This is a genomic window from Chryseobacterium sp. Y16C, from assembly GCF_022488405.1.
GTDB classification, from domain to species: domain Bacteria; phylum Bacteroidota; class Bacteroidia; order Flavobacteriales; family Weeksellaceae; genus Chryseobacterium; species Chryseobacterium geocarposphaerae.
Window position 1 is genome coordinate 1,510,000 of record NZ_CP092711.1, and the last position, 22,191, is coordinate 1,532,190.

15 protein-coding genes are annotated in these 22,191 nt (G+C 35.3%); 3 read left to right on the plus strand and 12 right to left on the minus strand.

Annotation, left to right across the window (positions count from 1 at the left end; genetic code table 11):
* Window positions 1-19: 19 nt before the first annotated feature.
* The 9 genes from MKS83_RS06645 to MKS83_RS06685 form a co-directional block, all read right to left on the minus strand.
* Entirely contained in the window at window positions 20-841 is an 822-nt protein-coding gene (locus tag MKS83_RS06645) for an SDR family NAD(P)-dependent oxidoreductase (protein ID WP_240582489.1), read from the minus strand.
* A gap of 337 nt (window positions 842-1,178) precedes the next feature.
* Window positions 1,179-1,745 carry an NAD(P)H-dependent oxidoreductase gene (locus MKS83_RS06650; RefSeq protein ID WP_240582490.1) on the minus strand — a complete coding sequence of 189 codons (567 nt, stop codon included), beginning with the start codon at window positions 1,743-1,745 and terminating at the stop codon, window positions 1,179-1,181.
* Window positions 1,746-1,749: 4 nt separating this feature from the next.
* The gene (locus MKS83_RS06655) at window positions 1,750-2,553 is read right to left on the minus strand and encodes an enoyl-CoA hydratase/isomerase family protein (RefSeq protein ID WP_240582491.1); all 804 of its coding nucleotides are present in this window, start codon (window positions 2,551-2,553) and stop codon (window positions 1,750-1,752) included.
* 101 nt (window positions 2,554-2,654) lie between these two features.
* Complete coding sequence (locus MKS83_RS06660; RefSeq protein ID WP_240582492.1) at window positions 2,655-3,551, minus strand: helix-turn-helix domain-containing protein; 897 nt, start codon at window positions 3,549-3,551, stop codon at window positions 2,655-2,657.
* A gap of 104 nt (window positions 3,552-3,655) precedes the next feature.
* Window positions 3,656-4,153 carry a phosphoheptose isomerase gene (locus MKS83_RS06665; RefSeq protein WP_240582493.1) on the minus strand — a complete coding sequence of 166 codons (498 nt, stop codon included), beginning with the start codon at window positions 4,151-4,153 and terminating at the stop codon, window positions 3,656-3,658.
* 40 nt (window positions 4,154-4,193) lie between these two features.
* The gene (locus MKS83_RS06670; RefSeq protein WP_240582494.1) at window positions 4,194-6,467 is read right to left on the minus strand and encodes a GH92 family glycosyl hydrolase; all 2,274 of its coding nucleotides are present in this window, start codon (window positions 6,465-6,467) and stop codon (window positions 4,194-4,196) included.
* Window positions 6,467-7,345: an ROK family protein gene (locus MKS83_RS06675; RefSeq protein ID WP_240582495.1), complete on the minus strand. Its 879-nt coding sequence runs from the start codon at window positions 7,343-7,345 to the stop codon at window positions 6,467-6,469. Before MKS83_RS06675 ends, MKS83_RS06670 begins: the two co-directional genes overlap by 1 nt.
* A gap of 277 nt (window positions 7,346-7,622) precedes the next feature.
* Window positions 7,623-8,246: a response regulator transcription factor gene (locus tag MKS83_RS06680; protein WP_240582496.1), complete on the minus strand. Its 624-nt coding sequence runs from the start codon at window positions 8,244-8,246 to the stop codon at window positions 7,623-7,625.
* Between the two features lie 7 nt (window positions 8,247-8,253).
* A complete protein-coding gene (locus tag MKS83_RS06685) occupies window positions 8,254-10,491 on the minus strand; it encodes a histidine kinase (protein WP_240582497.1) in 2,238 nt (745 codons plus the stop codon).
* A gap of 363 nt (window positions 10,492-10,854) precedes the next feature.
* On the opposite strand from MKS83_RS06685, the gene MKS83_RS06690 reads away from it, so the two are divergent.
* Both MKS83_RS06690 and MKS83_RS06695 read left to right on the plus strand, forming a co-directional pair.
* A complete protein-coding gene (locus MKS83_RS06690; protein WP_240582498.1) occupies window positions 10,855-11,661 on the plus strand; it encodes a hypothetical protein in 807 nt (268 codons plus the stop codon).
* Window positions 11,662-11,781: 120 nt separating this feature from the next.
* Window positions 11,782-13,323: a membrane-binding protein gene (locus MKS83_RS06695; protein ID WP_240582499.1), complete on the plus strand. Its 1,542-nt coding sequence runs from the start codon at window positions 11,782-11,784 to the stop codon at window positions 13,321-13,323.
* 633 nt (window positions 13,324-13,956) lie between these two features.
* Here MKS83_RS06695 and MKS83_RS06700 read toward each other — a convergent pair.
* The 3 genes from MKS83_RS06700 to MKS83_RS06710 are packed head-to-tail and all read right to left on the minus strand — an operon-like array spanning window position 13,957 to window position 20,220.
* Window positions 13,957-17,949 (minus strand): hypothetical protein, encoded by a 3,993-nt coding sequence (locus MKS83_RS06700; protein WP_240582500.1) that lies wholly within the window; start codon window positions 17,947-17,949, stop codon window positions 13,957-13,959.
* Between the two features lies 1 nt (window position 17,950).
* A complete protein-coding gene (locus MKS83_RS06705; protein ID WP_240582501.1) occupies window positions 17,951-19,369 on the minus strand; it encodes a hypothetical protein in 1,419 nt (472 codons plus the stop codon).
* Between the two features lie 2 nt (window positions 19,370-19,371).
* On the minus strand, window positions 19,372-20,220 hold the full coding sequence (locus tag MKS83_RS06710) for a hypothetical protein (RefSeq protein WP_240582502.1): 849 nt from the start codon (window positions 20,218-20,220) through the stop codon (window positions 19,372-19,374).
* 644 nt (window positions 20,221-20,864) lie between these two features.
* Between MKS83_RS06710 and MKS83_RS06715 the strand changes: the two genes are divergently transcribed.
* Window positions 20,865-22,184 carry an aspartate kinase gene (locus MKS83_RS06715; protein WP_240582503.1) on the plus strand — a complete coding sequence of 440 codons (1,320 nt, stop codon included), beginning with the start codon at window positions 20,865-20,867 and terminating at the stop codon, window positions 22,182-22,184.
* Window positions 22,185-22,191: the final 7 nt, after the last annotated feature.

A 22,191-nucleotide genomic window follows, 5' to 3' on the forward strand; every position in this document is an offset into this window, starting at 1 on the left:
GTTTTGTATAGTAACTGATTTATCCATGCGCCGCTTCTGAAACCTCTTTCCAATCGTTCCAGACCTGAAGTTTTTCTGCGTATACTCTTTCTGTTTTTCTTAATCCTACTTTTCCTAAGAATAAACGAAGTGGCGGGTTTTCGCTGTCAATTAATTTCAAAATCGCAGGAACTGTTGCTTCCGGCTTTCCGTAATCTTCCGGTAATAATCCTTCAGCTTCTCCCAAGCTTGATTTCAAAGCATCATAAGCCGGAATGGCATCTCCGTGAACGGCTGAACTTCCACCGAAATCGGTTGTATATCCGTTAGGCTCAATCATCGTTACATTAATTCCGAATGGTTTTACTTCTGTTGCCAAAGCTTCGCTGAAACCTTCCACTGCAAATTTCGTAGCATTATAAATTCCTAAAGTCGGCAAGCTCCAAACACCCAACACACTTGATAGCTGAATCACGTGACCACTTCCCTGTGCTCTGAAAATCGGCAAAGCCGCCTGTGTAACCCAAAGTGTCCCGAAAACATTGGCTTCAAAAACATCTTTTGTCACTTTCTCACCCACTTCTTCCACCGCTCCGAAAACACCGTAGCCGGCATTATTAATAACAACATCCAGATTTCCAAAATGATTCTTGGCTTTATTTACCGCTTCAAAAACCGCTTCTCTGTTGGTAATATCTAAAGAAATAGGAAGAAAAGTGTCAGGATATTGTTCTGCCAAATCCTTATAAGCCTCAATATTTCTTGATGTTGCCGCTACTTTATCGCCTCTTTTAAGGAATGCTTCTGTCCAAAGTTTTCCAAATCCTCTTGATGCTCCTGTGATAAAAATTGTCTTTTCCATTTTTAAAAATTTTAATTGTTTTGTTTTTTAATTTTGATAAGACAAAGCTATCTCGCATCAAAGCTAAACCTGTAGCTCAAATCAGCGGAAGAATAGCACAGAATTACGGAAGCTTTTGACTATTTAATAAGTCTGTTTAAACTTTTTATTTAACCACAAAAGTCTCAAACGATAAGCTAAACTTTTATTTAAAGTTGGTAACTATAAAAGAAAAAGATCACAATAGTTAAAAAAAATCTTCGATTTTTATTCTTTTGAGAGCTTTAAATATTCTACTCGCTGTCGTAATGATCTTTTGTGACTTTTGCGGTTAATTCTGAAATCAGTTTAAATAAATTTATATATGATTTCTAAGATGTTCCTCAAAAGAAACCAGTTCCTGTTCGATATTCGGATTTTTGAAAACATCATAAAAAGCAAACGTCGGTAACGGCTGAACGCCCACAAACTGAAGTGTCGCTGTGAAAGGTCTGGTAAAGTCTTCCATCGAAAAACTTTCAAGCAGCTGACCTGCATTTCCAAAAGTTTCTTCGGGAGCATTCCAGGTATTAACGATGATTCCTTTAGATTTCAGAAGACCGCCAGTTCCGTAGTTTCCGCCACTATTCCTGCCATCTCCGGCATAGATTTTTCCGTAGCCGCTCATCAGAACTTTATCGATATAATCTTTTGTTTTTGCGGGCATTCCAAACCAGTTGATCGGGAAATGAAACAGGATAACATCGGCATTTGTCCATTTTTCGATCTCCTGTGGAATTTCGTAACCATTATCAATGACCGTTTCCAGAATTTCGTAGCCTTTTTCGTTGAAAGCCTGTTTACTTTTTTCAAAAATGGTTTTATTGAGATTTCCTTCTGCAATTTGCGGCCATTTGATGTGTCCGTTGATAATTAATGCTTTCATTGAATTATAAATATTTTCCAAGATTAAGTTCAACATCGCCATAAGTTTGTAATCCCTGGTCTAACAGTTTTTTAATTCTGGTTCTTGCTTCAGGCTCTGTTAATGATGTGAAGAAGGCTATCTGTGTTTCCATAATATGTTCATTTTTTGGGATAATCACCCTTTCGTTCATCGTTGCCTTTATTTTTTTGATGATTTTCAAATCAAATGAGTCGATTCTTTTGGCTAAGTTTTCTACGAATACATCCAGTTCATTATCAGGAAATGCACGGTTAATCCAACCATAATCTGCGGCAGTTTGGGCATCATAATCGTCACCACTTAAGATAATTTCCAAAGCTCTTGCTTTTCCTGTCAATAAATGGAGACGTTCCAGTCCGCCGCCGCCGGGAAAAGAACCGATTCCGATCTCCGGTTGTGCAAAAACGGCTTTTTCCTTGCTTGCAAAACGCATATCGAAAGCCTGAATAAATTCGCTTCCCAACCCTCTCGCTCTTCCTCTGATCGATGCAATGCTTACAAACGGAGCCTGTTCGAGACGTTTGGCAATATCGGGCCAAGATTTTGAAAGTCCGGTTTTTCCCTCACCTTTCGGAAAATCAAAAATATTGACCAATTCTGCGTGAGCGACATAAAATTCTGGATTGGCGCTTTCAAAAACCACCACTTTTAAATTTTCGTTGGCTTCCAATTCATCCATTAATGTTCTTAACTGAACCGAAAATTCAGGGTCAAATACATTTACCGGAGGATGATTAATGGCTACTTTCCAATAGCTTTCTGTTATTTTCTGTGTTGTAAAAATCATAATAATACTTTTAATTGATGTAAATCTTAAGACATAACTTTTTTGTCTGTTCAAAATTAATTGCACAAATGCTGGATTTTTAACACAAATCGGGGAATATCTTATCCTTTTCTCTGATTTCTGACTTCTGTAGGAGAAATACCTTTAACCTTCTTAAAGAATCTTGAGAAATAAGGAACGTTCGTAAAACCTAATTGGTAAGCTACATCGCTAATATTCATATTGGTCTGAAGCAATAATATTTCGGCCTGCTCAATGACAAATTCCTGAATGAAACTGATGGTACTTTTCCCGGTTTCTGCACGGATAAGGTCTGTAAGGTAATTGGAAGACATATTAAGTTCTTCGGCAACAGACGAGACGGTAGGAAAATTTGAAACGGGTTTTGAGAGATCGTTATAATGGTTTTGCAGGAAGCTTTTTAATTTTGAAGAAACTGAAATGGTCTTTGTTGCTTTGTCTTTAAATTGTCTTTCATAAAAAACATCGGCGTAAGAAAGCACGGCATTTAACAGCGACAGAATAATATTGATGTTGGCATTGGCTTTATTTTCCACCAATTCCATATGAATTTTTGTAAAAAGCCAGGTAATAGTCTCTTCTTCTTCCGCAGTCATAAACAACGCATCATTGATCTCATAACTGAAATATTTATATTGATGGATTTTGGCAGCAACAGGATTTTGCTTGATGAGATCAGGATGGAAAACAAATGCGTAACCGTCCCAGAAAGTCAGACTATCCCAGGAAACGACCTGTCCCGGCTCGCTGAAAAGCATCAATCCGTTCTCGGTATAATATTTATTGTTTCCGTAATTGATATCTCCGGTAAAGTTTTTCTTCAGCGAAATTTTGAACAAATTAACCTGAATTTCACCGCTCGTCTGCGGAAAATTGGGGATGGCCTGCTTGCAGACCCTGCTGTCCATCAATGGATGCAAAGGAGCTGTGAGATTCAGGTATTTATTGTAATTTGTAAGGTCGCTGAAAGTTTTCATAGGAACAAAGTTGCGAAATTATTATATCATTTACTTTTAATTTAGAAAAGTAATATTTAAACCGTAATCTCCTAAAATTTTGATAATGCAGATCTGGATCGGTGTTATCGTCCGAAATCATCCTGCACTCTTATTATATCTTCTTCATCTGAATGATTATCTTTATCTGTATGTAGCCATATTTCAGCAACAATACCCCAATCTTCCAAACCTATCAGGCGATGTCTTTCTCCTTGTTGAAGTTTTATCTGATCTTTAGGATGATATTCTATTAAATTTCCCTCTTCATCGTTATTACTTTTTTTCACACCGACTATTCCTTCCACCACCTGCCATATTTCGGCTCTTCTATTGTGATATTGCCAGCTTAATCTTGTTTTTGGGGCAACCAAAAGAATTTTAGGGCTCAATTTTCCGCCTATTCGCAGGTTTTCTACATCAATTTTATCAAAATACTGATTGGCAAAATCCTGAGCCTGGTTTTCATCAATTACAAAAAAACCGCCCCAAGGTCTTGTGTCATCTTTCGTAACGATGTTAAAACCTTGTGATGTCAGCATTTTTTCTACTCTTTCAAATATTTGTTGTTTTTCTGCACTCATTTTTTATTTCTTTAAATATTGCTTCTGTTTATTTATTATTTTATTTTTCTTTTGACATGGAATACGGGAAATCTTTTTCCTGCGAACCTCTCTCTTTATTGGGCTGGTTATTCATTTGGAATTCTAACACTGCTCCCTGTATCAATTCTTTATGGCTCAACCAGTTTTTGGAGTACGGCTGAAGATTCATGTTTAATGATTTTACATAAAAGTTTTTAGCACTGTTTTCAGGTGCTTTTATTTCAATTTTCTTACCATTTTCCAGATGAATTGTTGCTTCCCTGAATAATGGTGCTCCCAGAACATACTGGTCCGTTGCCGGTGTTACCGGATAAAATCCTAATGCTGAAAATACATACCATGCGGAAGTCTGCCCATTATCTTCATCTCCGCAATATCCATCAGACGTTGCATAATATAATTTATCCATTACCTGTCGCACCCAATATTGTGTTTTGTAAGGAGCTCCGGCATAATTGTATAAATAAATCATATGCTGGATAGGCTGATTACCGTGCGCATATTGTCCCATGTTCATAATCTGCATCTCACGGATCTCATGAATGACGCTTCCATAGTAACTATCGTCAAAAATTGGCGGTAATGAGAAAACCTCATCCAGTTTGGCTTCAAATTTCTTTTTTCCACCCATTAATTTTGATAATCCGTCAATATCCTGAAAAACAGACCATGTATAATGCCAGCTGTTTCCTTCGGTGAAGGCATCCCCCCATTTAAAAGGATTGAAAGGTGACTGAAAATTCCCGTCTTTATTTTTCCCCCGCATTAACCCTGATTCCGCATCAAATACATTTTTATAGTTATATGCTCTTTTTTTATAGATTTCAATTTCAGATTCCGGCTTTCCTAAAGCTTTTCCCAATTGATAAATGGAAAAATCATCGTATGCATATTCTAAAGTTCTGGCAGCATTTTCATTGATCTTTACGTCATATGGAACATATCCTAATGAATTGTAGTACTCCACTCCTTTTCGTCCCACTGCACTGATCGGACCTTCATTGTTGGCTCCATGTTTTACCGCCTGCCAAAGAGTTTCGATATCATAACCGCGAAGTCCTTTTATATAAGCATCTGCTACTACGGAAGCTGAATTGTTTCCAATCATGATATCAGAATATCCGGGACTGCTCCATTCCGGTAAAAGTCCTCCTTCTTTATAAGCATTAACAAGCCCTTCCTGCATTTCAACGTTGATACTTGGGTAGACTAAATTCAGAAAAGGATATAAAGCACGGAAAGTATCCCAAAAGCCGGTTCCGGCAAACATTCTTCCGTCTACTATTTTGCTATTGTAAGGACTCCAATGTTTTATTTTATTTTGAGCGTCAATCTCATAAAGCTTTTGCGGAAAGAATAAAGTTCTGTATAAAGCGGAATAAAAGGTCCTCATTTGCTGGTCTGTCCCTCCTTTCACCTCAATTCTTCCTAAAGCTTTGTTCCAGATATTTTTAGCATCTGCTTTTACCTGTTCAAAACCACGTTTTCCGATTTCTCTGTTTAAGTTCAATTCTGCCTGTTCAAAACTGATGAATGAAGAGGCTGCTTTTGCATAAACAACATCTTTGGTTTTAAGCTTAAATCCAACAACTGCTCCTGCATGATCACTTGTAATTTCCAGTTGGTCATTGATAAATTTATCATCCTTCCAGCCTCTTGTTACATCAAAATCTTTATCAAACTGAACAACAAAATAGTTTTTGAAGTTTTCATATTTACCTCTGGAATATTTGGTGGTATAGCCTATAATTTTTTTTTCTTTGGGAAGAATCTTTATGTAAGAACCTTTATTGAGAGCGTCGATTACAACGTACGCGCTGTCCGTTTTAGGGAAATCAAATTTAAAGTAAGCAGCTCTTTCTGTAGGCGTGAATTCTGTAGTCACATTGATGTCTGCCAGATAAACACTATAAAAATAAGGTGTTGCTACTTCTGCTTTATGACTGAACCAGCTCGCTCTATCTTCTTCTTTAAATTTCAATTTTCCCACTCCTGGCATCATGGCAAAAGCCCCATAATCATTCATCCAGGGAGATGGCTGATGTGTTTGTTTAAAGCCTCTTATTTTGTCTGCATCATAAGTATAAGACCATCCGTCACCCATTTTACCCGTTTGCGGTGTCCAGATATTCATTCCCCAGGGAAGTCCTATTGCCGGATAAGTATTTCCGTTGGATAAAGATGGTTTGGACTGCGTTCCCATCAAAGGATTTACATAATCAACAGGAGAAACCTCCTGACCAAACACCCAAATACTGAATACAATAAAGAAAGTTGAAAATAGAGGCTTCATTATATATTTTTATTAATTCTTTGTATTTTCTTCAAGACGTAACTGGCTGCACCCAAAATAGCAGCATCTTCAAAAATAGCAGAAATTTTAACAGGCATACTGATATTATTTTTCACTAAATTCTTATTAAATTTTTCTTCAAAATAAGGGTATGTTTTCGCTATATTCCCTCCTATAACCAAAACATCAGGATCATAGAACCTAACATATTTTATGACAAACTCTGCAAGAGAGTCTGCATATTCATCAAACATTCTGGATTGTATTTCTTTTGGTTTTTCCAATAAATCTTTGGTTCCTGAGATTTGCTCACCTGTTAATGCTGTATAACGGTTGATAAACCATCGTGTTGCCAAATAGTCTTCGCAGATGGAATCTTTTAGCTGAAAATTCCATAAGGCTTCATCAGTTGCTTTATTCCCGTCATAAAAAGTGGTTCCAAATCCCGTCCCCAAAGTTACACTAAAAACTCTTTTATAATCCTTGGCACAGCCTCCTAATACTTCACCCTTCAAAAAGGCTGCAGCATCATTCACAAAATGGAACTGATCTTCAGAAATGGATAATCTTTTAGCCAATTCTTCTTTAATATTAATCCTGTAAATATCAATATATTTCCCTTGCCGTATAAGAGAAATCCCTTTTTCATAATCAAAAGGTCCGGGCATTGCGATACCTATCAAAAGCCCTTCTTTTGTGAGACCTTTAGCTCCTCTTTCTATTGCGGAAACCCATTTGGAAAATATAACTTCCCTGCATTCAAAAGAATCAACATGTTCCCTGATATAAGTTGAAGCAATAATTTCACGTTTTTCAGGCTGCACCTGAGCAATCGTGATATGTGAACCTCCAATGTCAATTCCCAGTATATTTTGCATTATTTTCTTAATCTGTTTTGCTTAGCAGTTTATTATGAAATTAAATAAATAGACAAACAAGAAAGCAAGTTAAGTATTTTAATGCAAACATTGCTTATTGTCGCCTATTCCAGACTGAAACTCTAAATCCTAATTTTAGTTTTTCCGTTATATATTCTTCCGCCTTTTATGATTAAAATACTATTTGAGAGACCAGATAAAAATTATGTGACACTATTACATATCAATAGTGCCACATAATTTTTATAAGTGTCCAAAATTTTATATTTCATTATCGTCAGACTAATCCGTATTCCATCGCTAATTTTACTGCAGTACTTATATTTGTGGTTTTGAATTTGGCAATCAGGTTTTTGCGATGACTTTCTACTGTATGTGGACTGATGCACAGCTTATCCGCTATTTGAATTGTGGTAAGACCTAAAGATGCTTCCTGCAAAATTTCCTTTTCTCTACGGGTTAATTTAGGTATCGTATTTAATCCGGAATTCGCTTTCATCTCTACAATTTTTTTAGTTTGATTACATAAAAACTTCTCCCCTTTAAGTATGGTCTGTATTCCTAAAATGATTTCTGAGACCAAAGCATTCTTCTGTATATATCCCATAGCACCTTCTTCCAGAGTACTATTGATCACTGCAAACTCATTATGCACACTCAAAATCATGATCTGAATAGCCGGATATTTTTTTAATATGGGTTTAATCAAATCTATACTATTGCCATCGGACAGGTTAATGTCTAGTAATAAAACATCTAAAGCCTTGTTTTCCATTCCTTTAAAAAGTTCAGTTGAAGAGGAATAGCAGCCAACAATCATAAAATTCTCCTGCTGGGAAAGAATATTTTTTAGGCCTTCCAACAGTAATGGATGATCATCGGTTATAGCAATTTTAATCATAATCTTTTTATTTGGGAAATTTGATTTCAATATTGGTTCCTATATTGATTTGAGATTCTATCTGCATTGTTCCTTTCAAAAACTCAACCCGCGAACGTATATTGTGAAATCCTGCAGAATGCAGATGATTCAGAATACTTGTGTCAAATCCTTTTCCGTCGTCTTCTGCAATAATGACGTAATCGGATTCATTTTCGATGAACTGAATAATAATTTGCTCTGCAGCAGCATGTTTTACAGCATTATTGACCAATTCCTGAACAATCCTGTACACCAACAACTGACTTTCCGGCGGCAGCTGGTTTGTATAATATAAAAACTGAACATCAATATCCAGCTTCGGGGTGGTCATTCGGGACACATATTCCGTCAACGTTTCCTGAAGTCCATACTTCAGCAGCAGATCCGGCATAAGATTATGGGCAACGCGGCGCAGTTCGTCAACGGCAATATCAATCTGTGCCATTGACCTTTCTATTTGTGGCTGATCTTCATCCTTTGATTTATCTTTTAATAAAAATAGATTCATTTTGGTTCCGGAAAGCAAACTTCCGAGACCGTCGTGCAGATCCCTGGCAATTCTTTCCCTCTCCTGTTCCTGGCCTTTTAGCATCAATGTAAGATTAGATATTTTCGAACTCTGCGTCATTTTTTCCATTTCAAGAAGATGTAATTTTTCTTTTTGCCTGATGCCTTTTGTTCTCTGAAAATAAGCATAAAGGAGAAGTACAAGCAATAAAGAAACTGAAGCTGTCAAACCAATATAAAATGTATTGATTTTCTCTTTATAACTGATCCGTTCTTTATAGAGATCCACTTCCTGTTTTCTATTAAAGGATTCCAGATGCGACAAACGAAGTTCCTGGGCTTTTTTACTGTTTTCTATTTCAGTAAATTTCAGTTTTCTAAGCTGATTTTCTTTCGTTAATTCAAGATTTTCCAATTTCTGAGCCTGCCGTAAACTTTGCCAGCTCATTTCTTTAAGCTGCTGTTCCTGCTTTTGAGAGGCTAACTGTAAGCGGAGCAATTGCTGCTTTTGCTTCTCCCTTTCATATTGCACCTCCAGTTTTTTGCCTAAAGCCGCATTCTTTTGATCATAGATTTGTTTAAAGATTTCTATATATTTCTTTTGGTAGAATATGGCCTCTTTAAAATTATTTTCATTTTGGAAGAGCTGGGAAAGGTTTTCAAAAATGGCCAGCTTGATCTGCGGATTAGTATCATTACTGTATTCTGATTCTGCAAGTGCTGTTAACAGATAATCTTTTGCTTCTTTATTATTCCCATTCTGTAAGGCTATTTCTGCCAGAAGACCGCTTGCGGAAGCTACATGGTCATGATTTTCTGTAGCAATACCCTGGGCTTTAGCTAAATTGGCATAATACAGCGCTTTGCCTTTGTAGGATTCAGGGAAGTAATTTAAATACAAATTAGCCAGATTTATCGCCACAAAAGAAAGATGGGAAGGAATCGGCATACGTGTCTTATTGGCATTATAAGTATCTATCGCTTTGATATAGTATGACTCTGCACTGCGGATAAAAGCTTTATTTTCAGTAGATTCATACCGCTTTTCATACACGTATCCCATAGCCATATAAGCCTCAAACAAACCCATCGGGTCATTTTGCTGCAAGGCAATTTCCAATGATAACTTACTGTATTTTTCCTGCAGCTCATACTCATTCCAATCGGCATAAATACTATTAAGTTCCCGGTATACAGATGCTTTTCTACCGTTTAAGCTTTCAGAATGAGTGGATTTTTCATAGAATGATAAGGCTTTTAAAAAGTAGCGGATTGCTTCGGCTTCTTTATTATTACGGGCACAGATCCAACCCAGTCCATAGGCTACATATCCTTTTGTTTCCTGATCTTTTGTTTTTAATTCATAGAATTGGGCAAGCCTGGACGCATTTTCAGAGGCTTTAACATTATCCAACAGCTTATAATTTATTGCCGCAACTGTATATAAATAAGCAGCATATTTTCCGTCTGTTTCCTTTTTGGCATAAGCAATATTTTCATTTAAAATGGCAAAAGCTTTATTTTCTTGTTTATTAAAGAAAAGGGCTTGTGCATATTTTCCGGTTATCATCATTCGCTGGATGGTTCCCGGCTTGTATTTTTGGTATTGCTGTTCCAGGTTATTGGTCAATTTCTGTGCCGATGCGCCATGGCCTGTTAATACAAGACATATAAAAATAATGAAGAAACGAAAAAAAGAAAAAATTTTGATCAGCATTTTTTAGGTGATGAAAGGGTGCAAAGTTATCACTTTATCATTTCTTCCGGGTTATTTTTCATATTTCAATTATAATATGACAGTATATACCGTCAATAGAGTGATGTCAAAAATCGTTATTCTTATTCAATTTTTCAATCCCTGATTTCAGCTAATTTGCCCTTCCTATTTCATTCATTAAAAATTAGCTGAAATCAGGGATTTTTTTAGAGGTTAATTTTCCTCAAATTTGCCCAAGATATTTCTAAAAACACAAATGATGAAGAAATATAAAATGATATGTAATACCAATAATTACAAACACGAATTAGAATTTTAGAGTCCCAGGATTTGCGTATTTTAAGCATATCAAAAAAGTAAACAATGAAGAAGCGAATTATTTTTTTATCAACCCTGATTGTACTGTTTTCCTGTAAAGATAAAACAGAAAAAACCGAGCACCATACGAACAATGATAAAAAAGAAAATCATTTAAATAATAAAACTACCGAACTCAAACCCGCAGTAACTGAAAAAATAAATGATACTTTCGAAATTCTCATTCCTAAAGAATATCGGGACCAAGGGGAAGAAAATGAAGTCAATGAATTAACAAAGAACTGGCTCGACTTATACAAAAAGAATGGAAAATATTATTTAGGTAAAGCAGATTATAATATTGTCAGAGGTTTTTCCGAATGTTCCGGGGATTCTACAAAAATTATTCATTCTAAAAACAATTCAATTTTACTGATGAACAGTCCTCAACTGGCACTTGGTGAAGTAGAGACCATTACAATCGGGAAAAATAAAATTTGGCCAAAAGAGAAATTGAAATTCCGTTTTGCCAATCAAGAATATACATTGCGTGCAGAAGGTAAGGTACTTTCATCGGAAAAAATAACCACCGATAATGGTGAGGAAATATTTCAAAATGTAAAAAATTACAAACTGTATATATCAACAACTAATGCTCCGGAACAGCTTTTCTTAGAAGAAGAATCATTTAATGACACTTTTGTTGAGCTTCTTTTTATCGGGGATATTGATAAGGATGGAAAACCTGACTTCATTTTTGGTGCCAACAGAGATTACGAAGAAGAACAAGTGATTTTATACCTTTCTTCCAGAGCAACCAAAGGGAAATTAATTAAAAAAATATCGGAAGCAGATATCCAATTTGATTGTTAAAATATCAACTGGTAACATTTACTTAGTTACAATAAGCCCTAAAAGCAATTTCTTTCGATTATTTAATAAAAGCACATATATTCTTTATGGCTTTTTTATATTCCTAAATCTTAAAAAAACATGAAAAAATTATTTACATCAGCGATTCTTGCCCTGATCATAAGCATTCACGTAAATGCACAGGAAAAAATCTATTTTGATGAATACTGGGAAAAAACCACCCCAGGCAAAATGGAATATTATCGTGAAACAGAAAGCAAAGGAAAACTTACTTTAATCAGAGATTATTATAAAAATGGAACGCTTCAAATGGAAGGTCTTGTTTCTGATGCCACACCGGGAAGTGAAGTCTTCGAAGGTAAAATTACATGGTACAATCCTGAAGGTAAGATATTGAGTACAGGGACATTTTCCGGAGGCAACCAGATTGGGCCGGCTAAAACTTTTGATGAACAGGGAAGAATTCTGGAGGATCTGACTTATAAAGCAGACGGCACTTTTACAGGTAAGATTTACATGTATAAAAATCCGGAAGAAATGTCTTATAATAATACGGTTACAACCTATGACACTCCGGATAATTTCAGGTCGGTGGTTTATGACGAAGATATAAAAGGAATACGTTATGAAATCATCACCGATAATAAAAAAGGGTCGTATGAAACTAAATTTTATGGTGAAAAAGGAAAATATATTGGCTCCAATAACTCTGGAAATTCCGGGGATAATGTAACGGTAGAGTATTATTATGATCCGATGAAAGTTGCTAAAATTGAAAAGCAAAATAAAGACGGAATAGTAACGGAAAGTATCATCTACTCCAAAAAAGGCGGCATACTACAGGAAGAAAAGAAAAGCAGAAAAGACGGCTTTAAGAAAACCTATGACGAAACCGGTAAGCAAATAGGTAATCTGACTTACATCTACGACAAAGAAAACGATTTCTATAAACCGTTTGAAGGCGAGGATTACCAATTCAATTATCTGTATTCAGGTTTTACTTCTATCGATACTTATAAAAACGGAGCTTCCGTTCTTAAAAAGTTTTTTGATGAAGATGGAAAATTGTCTTACGAACAGACATTAAAGGATGAAATGATCCAGGACATCAAATATTATGATCCGGACGGAAAACTGAAAGGAGCAATAACTTATAAAGATGATATGCCTGATACGGGTACTCTTTACGAAGGTCTTATCGAACAGCAATATAAAGATGGCGTTTTAGTGAATTCAAAATCTCTCAGAGAAGATGGAAAATTAAAAAAAGAAACAAAGATCAATAAGGATCAAACTGTATACAATTCTACTGTTTATGATGAAAATGGAACTGTTGCCTATACGTATAGTCAGCCGGTTGACCAGGAAAGTGGTTTCACAGCACAGATTGTACAGTATGTTAAGGGAAAAGCTGCCAATAAAGCAGTTGTAAAAGATGACGTACTTCAAAGCGGAAAAATTAAATATAAATGTCAACACGGTTTAAAGGAGCTCGAGCGTAATGGAAAATGGGTGTTGATAAAGCTTTTCAGCCAGGAAGGAAAATTAATTCAGGAATCTAAAGTTCTTGCAGAAATGGAGGAAGACCAGGATCCTTACAATTCATTAAACACCCAGATTACAGAAGATGATCTTCAGTATGAATTTTATGAATCTTTATAAATATCTAAATATATAACAGATGATTTTAAGACCAACCAATCGCAGGAAGTATTTCACCAAATCAAATTAAATACAAAGGGCTTTATAGTTTTATCTCCAAAACAACAGTCCAAATTCAAATTTCTGCGATTTGGGTGGCAATTATTCACTTGATATTTATCTTTTTGTATATTCATAAATTTTAGACTTTAATCTTCTTTCATAATCAAAGCTGTCTAAGTAAAAAGAACCTCAACAGTTATTGATGAAGCAAATTAAATTACATCAAAAGGCTGATCTTACGATCAGCCTTTTGAATTTCTACTTTATTTATCAAAATAAATATTACCAGCTTTTAATTTGTTATCTACTATTTACCAAACAAAATCACACGGCTGCTGTCTTTCTTGGGAAGCCTATTCTTCATGGACTTATTGTCCTTAAATAGAATTCTAGATTTTTTTTGAACAATTTTCGATTATCATAATAGTTTTTTAGCCTCCTATTCTGTAGTTGCAGTATCAAGTATTTTTATGATAAATAATTATTCGATTCAATCTACTCATTACTAAATCTCGTCTGTCTCTTATACGATTTTTACCTCTTTATGATTTCTAGCAAAAGTTTAAAAACAGTACGTACATACTTCTTAATTTAGATATCATATTGCTTTGTATAAACTGGTTCTGCATCAAATCTGAATCCTTTATTAGCGGCTATACCTGTTACTTTACAAAAACCAGGAACCTTAAACATTGTACCTACATTACTATGAGTTACTTCTATATCACTGTCACTATAATTAAAGATCTCAATTCTTTGTCCTAATATTGGTTTGTCTGGTAAGGTTACAGCATTTCTTGTTACAATATAAATATGAGCATTTCTTGAATGTCTTACATCTCCATCAGTATTATACACAGGATTAAGAATCAACTGCCTAGAATTGTGATTAATATCAATAGTATCTACTGATAGATCTCCTGCTAATTGAACTTTGTCTTCGTGGTTACCTAACTCTCTTCCTATACCAAGTAACTGTTCATCAAAATGAATATTTAATCCTTCAAACCCGTCAATTGATGAACCATATTTAAGATATTCATTTATTCTACCAGCATAAAACCTTTTATTACTTATATCAACTAATCCTGATTCTCCTCCTATATTCCCTTCTCCAAGAACTAATTGACCATACCCAAAGGCATCCATTAAAAAAACACTGTTAAATCTTGGTGCTTGACCTACTCCTAGCCATTGATCAATATTATTTAGATAAGACAAATTGGAATGTGTATGAGAGCTTCCTGATGCTGCTGCATTCCATGAATTAATATTTGCTTGAGTTATATTATATACAGGATGTGACTTAGGAATGAAATTAGTATTAACCCATGTTCCAGTTGCATATCCTGCATTAGCATGATTACCCCAACCATAAGCTATATTCCAGTTATTAATAGTTGCTTGAGAAAGATTCTCTTTATCCCAAACTTGAACCCAACTATAATCATTACCATTTTCATATCTTTTATAATAGAATCCATTTGCACTGGTCATTTGTATAGCAATTTCACCATAATATCCTCCTGTATTTTGATGAAGAAATTTCATTCTATAAAACCAATTATCACTTGGATTACCTGATGCTATTCCATATTCATTAATATATCCAGCTACTTGACCATAAGTTGCATTTCTTAAATCAGATTGACCATTTGTATTAAACATTTTTCCAACTATAGTTGGATTAGTTTGTAATCCATTAGCTGAATTTACCCAAGTATCAGTAGCATTACCACCATTTCTATCAGCTTTATCATTAAGCTGATTTAAATTAACTGCATGAGTTCCTAAAGTACCATTTGGAATAACAGGACTTTGTGAAAATGTGTTAGTATTAGTAAAAGTCTGTATTCCATTCAATGTTGCATAATTAGCTAACTGTGTATTTAAAGAAGTTTGTGTAACATACTGTGCCGGATTAAAATTCCCTGTATGCCATGTATAATACCATTGTGAGTAAGCTCCACCTACATACTCTCTAAAGGCTAGATTTGCACCTAATGTTGAAACTGCAATTTCTCCGCCTTCATTATCATCTCTCATCATTTTCAGAACTGTACCATATTGAAATGGTGCGTGTAAGGAAACATTCAGAGAATAAAATCCTGTATTTCTTCCAGAGTATGTATCAGCATCAGCCAAAGATTCTAAATAGAGTTTACCTAAACCATATTGATGATAGTCTTCTAAATTTATATCGTCCCAAATTTTTCTAAAAGGATAATCATTTGGATTACCAGCTAAATACCAGTTCCTATGATATAAATTCCCGTCATTTTGATGAACAAATTCAGACGTAAATGATCTACTTGACATTTTCAGAAAATTCCCATAACCATAAAAAGGAAAATTGGTATTTCCTGAACCATTACCTGTTTCTATTGAAGTGATTCCTGTCTCATTAGCTAAATTATTAGCGTCAACATTAGATACAAAAGCAACTCCTCTATCAACTAAACCATGAGTATATGCTCTTCCCCATTGATTAGAATTAGTATTATAATTAGAAATAACTTTTCCTGATGTTATATACAGGTCATTAAGGAATTCAGAATAAGATGGTCCAACATAAAACATGTTATTACCATTAGCTTGTAAGCTTATACCTAAACTAGCATTTGCATTAATTGTTAATGGTGAACCATAGTTTTCTATGTTATCATAAATAAGTTTATCCGTAGCATTCTGAGCAGAAATTGTAAGAGCATTTAATTGGCCTGTCATAGTATCTCCTGACTTATCTACTTTATTACTAACTTGTTGATATGCATAATTCCAAAGATTTGCACTTCCAAAACTTTGGGTTGTTATATTACCATCGGGTTGGATTCTCACTTTCTCAGTATAATTTGCACCACCGTCATTTGAAAATTCAAAAGAATAACCTAATGAATCAATACTATCACCCCTTTTATTACCAACTTTCCATCGAGTTGAATAATGCGCATATTCGAATCCTGCAACAATCCCAACATTACCTGTTGTCTCTTTGTAAGATTGAATCCAGTTAGAATCTGCACCATTAATTCTGATATTTGCACCATTAGTTAAACTTAAAGTACCTGTCATGTTATCACCAGACTTACTTACTTTATTGTTTAAACTACCAAGGGTAGCAAAAGTATTATTAACCCATCCTTGTGTAGCTAAAGCAATAGCACCTCCTGCAACAGAATGGTACATATATGGATATTGTGAACCATCATTAGTTGGTACATTTCCACCACTAAATCCTATTGCTGTAGCATTATCCCATGCATTAGCTTTTGACTCAGGATTAAAGTTATGGGCAGTCCAAATAACACCTGCAACACCATTTTGGTAATGCGTTAACTCGTACTTTGATTGAAAGACCAAATAATCCAACCCTGCCGCATTACCAACATACATTATATCACTAAGTGCTGCAATGATTTGAGAGCCATTAAGAGTTTGACTGTAAATACTATTAGATGATAGAACAAGATTAGGTACTGTTAAATTCCCTGTCATAATATCACCTGACTTATCTACTTTAGAATATGGATCAAAATTAACAGAATCCCATTGCTTTCTCCAAGGAGTAAATCCATATGCATCTGATTTTCCTCTAGTAAATAATTGCCCTGAGAAAATTTCTGTAGCCAATTGTGTAAACTCCGTTGCAGATTTTCGATGCGTCCATACTGAACCATATCCTACGCCTGATGGTCTATTTGCTGTACTATCATTAATACCTAATATTGAAGTCTTAGATACATTATCTATATCTGTAGCTCCAACTTCTACTACTGTACCTAATCCATATTGATGGTAATCTTCTAAATTCTCTGAATGCCAAACATTATTTCCATTTATTGAAAAATTTCCATTAGGTGAAAATGTAAATGTATCTGTTGATGCTGAATTGTTAATACCTAATGTAACATCATTACCATTTAAACCAAAACTCCAATTAGTAAGTGATGCATCATTTTTAAATCCTATTCTTGGATAATACTGACCTCCGCCATAATCTCTATAACCTAATAGAATTCTATTGCTTGAAGGAGTAGTTGTTCTTAATGGCTTTGCATTAACATCAAATAAACCATCTGGTGTATAAGTGTCATATCCTGTTAAAAATGTTTTCTGAGAATTAATATTTTGTTCTGTAGATAACGTAACATATCCTGATAAATTACCAGCTAAAGCAAAGTCAGAGATTAATTTATGGCCTCCTCCTCCCGTTAGTACATATGAATCAGATGAACCATTCTTTGTATATCCATTTGCTTTAACTGGAAAATATCCTGTACTATTTGTATTTATAAATTGAAATTCATATCCACTAAATGATAACTGTGCATTATCTACACCATCTTTAGTAAATGACATTGCAGGGTTTGAACCATCGCTAGATCTTACCCATAATCTGTTATTCCCTACATCTCCACCTAAATAGGTATTAAATGATTTAATACCTGTTATATCCTGAAATGAAGTTTTATCAATATACTCTGTACCATCTAAAGAACCATCAGCCTTTAAAAAGTGGACGGCTGTACCGCCCAATACCCTATAGCCTTTAGAGGTATTATAATATGCGTATTTTATGTCCATGTTAAATATCTTTACGGGTTACTGTTACTGACACAGTATTAGGTAAAGCAGAATCGAATTCGATATCTATTTTATTAGGATCGGTTAATTTTATCCTGCCTTCAATTTTGTAAAATGTTACAGTATCATACATTACAACATCTACATTTCTAGTTCCTAAATTGTGCGCTATACTTGCCGTTCCGGAAATAGCAGTCGTGTACGATTTTAAAGTATTACTTCCGGCAGTAACTCTACCTTTAGCATCAACAGTAACCTGATCATAAGTTCCGGCGGTTACTCCTGTTGCTGCCAATGTCAATGCAGAGGTAACATTTGCTGATCCGTCAAAAGTTGTCGTCCACGAAGCATCACCTGTAGCAGAAATTGTTCTGGTTGTTGTCAGTTTTGCAGCTGATCCGGTTGTATTGATTGCTGCGGTTCCCGTTAATAGTGTTGCAGGAACTGCAGTAATAGGGATGGTCACACTTCCGGAACCGTCAATGGTTTGTGCCGTTGCGGTAACTCCGGAAAGCGTAATGGTTTGAGCTGTAGTCCATTTTGTGGCGGAAAGGACATTTTTCGCGGCGTCTGCCGTATTATCAACATTGCTTAAACCTACGTGAGATTTGTTTAAAACTACAACACCTGTTAATCCATTTACAGAATCTACAGCTCCTGAAGTGATATAGACGAACGTTGTACCGGTCCATCGATAGGTTTTATTATTATCAAGAGACACATAAATCTTTCCTGTCTCACCGGCAATAAGATTGGTATATGCTGCTTCTTTATAGAACTTTCCGTCAGCAGTTTTATAATATCCCTCCAAAACATCATCCACGTAAGATGGTAATTGAGAGGCCGGAACCTGCCCTGCTCCATCCAATGTAGCAACCCCGTTTGTAGCACCTTTCTGAGACAATGGAATATAATTGGCCAAATCAGATGAAGTAGGCATCGAACCAAGATTCACCGTTATTCCATTGGTGGTCTGGCTAATTCCTGTAACTACATTCCCTGTACCTGAAGTAGCGACTGGCAAGGAAAATGAAGTTCCTGTTAATGTCAGACCATTACCTGCGCTATACGTTGTATCGGTAGCAGCTAATGTGATAGTATTCCCGGTTTGATTAATCGTCACGTTAGAACCTGCTGCAAGGGTCACATCTCCAGAAACCAAAGATCCTGATGCACCACCTTTCAGACGCGTAATTGTGTCCGGTGTTGTAAATGATCTGTTTGCTGACAAATCATAAGAGGTACCGTTAATTGTTAACGTTCGTGTTTTGGGTACATAATCCAGCGGATTTAAGTTTCCGTCATGCCAAAAAGAATTGATTGATCTTGTACCTCCTCCTGCGGTTAAAATATCATTGTCTGTTTTTCCTTCGATTTTGTATCCTACGGAACTACTGTAATAAGCGTATTTAATGTCCATAATTATATTTTTTTGATTGTTAACTGAATTATATTGGGTGGTACAGAATCAAACAGTACCTCAATAGTATTAGTGTCTATTCTTCTCACCTTAAGGGGTATTGTAAACATGGTAACCGTGTCATAGGCATCAATCACAAAACTTAATGTATCAAGATTATGTTCTATTCTAGAGTCTCCCCTAATTCTCTCTTCATATTTGTTTTTTTCGGAACTGGTGTCGTCTTCGATCGTTTTAATTTTATCATACAACAAATCGTTGAACTGATTTTGATAAGTGACCGGTCCCCAGTTTGAATAACTTCCAATAAGGCGGATTTTATCATCTGAACTGTTGATAACAGCCTCTTTAAGCAATTCTATCTGTTCCTTATTTTCTTTGATATAGTTTACGATTTCCTGAAGCTCATCCAAAGAAGGATCATTGGAAAGGAGTAACCTTTTGATCTTTTCGATCTCCGATGTTAAGTCTTTATCCACATCTTTCAACTTACCTACAAAGCCATCTACCTGTATTTTGGTGTACACATTACCCAGTTGATCGGAACTATCAATCGTGGCAATATTGCCAATGCCGAGCTTACTCTTCCAACTCTCTATATGAGCCGGGGCTAGATTACTGGCATCAAGCAGAGCCAGAAATTCCGAATGAGCCTTTGGATCTGTTAAATGCTCTTTAAATGCTTCTGCACTCGCAAACAATTGAAACATTTCTTCAAACCCTTCAATATTCTCTATAGGAATTAAGCTATCCTTATGATAAAAGGATGAAAACGTTTCTTTAAATTGTGCCTCTGTTGGAAAATCTCCAGCTTCAAACCAACTGAAAATTATATCTAGTGGTGTACTCATTTGATTATTTGATAATTAGTTTTGATAAAAATTGATAATTTGAGAGGTTCAATAGTGGGTTACAAAACCACCTGCGTTTTTTGCGAATATTTTTGAACTCAATGATGACTCATCTTTTTTTAAGAATTCAAATTTTATATTTCTTCGGCTTTTATAAAAGTTTTTTGACCTCTCTATTCTGTAGTTGCAGTACCTTTTGTTTTTTGAAATTGAATGGTACTGATTGTAATTTCAATGCTCAAAATTCACTTTTTTTTCGTTCCTGTGAAAGTTTTTTGGGGTCTCTATTCTGTAGTTGCAGCAAGTCCCGAATCTCATTTTGGTAAATTCAGAACGATTTTTCTGTACAAGGGTTCAACAGATGAAAAACTATCATGTATTCCATCACACTTGTACCCGGATTTTTAGAGGTCGTGAAAAAATGTAAGAGCAATTGATTAAAAATTTTAAAAACATAAATTTTATTTTCTATATTTGCCCAGCAAAAAAAAGAAATGATATTATCTAACTTAAAAAAGGGAAAGAAACAGTACTTACGTCGAACGTCGTGAGTCATTTTCCTTTGGTTAGAACCCACATACAGGAGCTTGTCATCACGACAAGCTCTTTTTTTTGTTTTAATAATTAACATTTTTACCTATACTATGAAAGTTTTAAAATTTGGAGGCACTTCGGTTGGAAGTCCGGAAAGGATTGAGCAGTTATTACCTATTATCAGTTCTCAGGCAGCAAACAAACACCTGGTTGTTTTATCAGCCGTATCAGGAACCACTAATGATTTGGTAACTTTATCCGCATTATATGCAAAAAAAGACATTCAAGCCGCTTACGCACACATTGACAAGCTTTATGAGCAATATAAAAAATTTGTTCATCAATTATTTAAAACGGAAGAAGGTATTTTAGAAGCTACCGAGTTCATTGACAAAATATTCGATTTATTTTATCAATTTAAGAATAAAAATTTCACCTCAACTGCTGAACGAATCATTCTGGCTCAAGGAGAGATCATTTCAACTACCCTTTTCCATTTGCATTTAAAAGAAATTGAAGTCACTTCTGTACTGTTACCGGCGCTGGACTTTATGCTGATTGATGAAAACAACGAGCCCGATATCGAATATATTCAAGAGCATCTAAGTGTGGAAATTTCAAAATATCCTGAGGAAAAACTGTTTATCACGCAAGGTTATATCTGCAAAAATGCTGAAGGGGAAATTGATAATCTTCGCCGTGGAGGTTCTGATTACACTGCTTCATTAATAGGTGCGGCACTACAGGTTGAAGAGATTCAGATCTGGACAGATATTGACGGATTTCATAATAATGATCCGAGATATGTACCAAATACAAAATCCATCGCCAAGCTTAATTTTGATGAAGCCGCAGAGCTGTCCTATTTTGGAGCTAAAATCCTGCATCCCCAAAGCGTTTTCCCGGCAAGAAAGTACAATGTTCCTGTAAGATTACTGGATACAATGAACCCAACAGCACAAGGCACGTTGATTTCAGGAGAAACCAGCAATCAGAATCAGATTGTAGCCATCGCTGCTAAAGACGGTATTACAGCGATCCGTATTCAATCTTCCCGAATGCTGATGGCATATGGATTCTTGAGAAAGGTTTTCGAAGTTTTTGAACGTTTCAAAACTCCTATTGATATGATCACAACTTCTGAAGTAGCCGTTTCACTTACCATAGATGAAACCGGCTCTCTTCCTGAAATTATAAAAGAACTGGAACTATTTTCTGCCGTTGAAATTGACAATGATCAATCGATCATCTGTATTGTCGGAGATTTCAGAAAAAGCAATCACGGATATGCAAGCATTGTTTCGGATGCCGTAAAACATATCCCTATCAGAATGATCTCTTACGGAGGAAGCGAAAATAATATTTCATTGCTGGTTCCTTCCACTCACAAAATTGAAGCATTAAGATCTTTACACAACAGATTATTTTAACTTATTT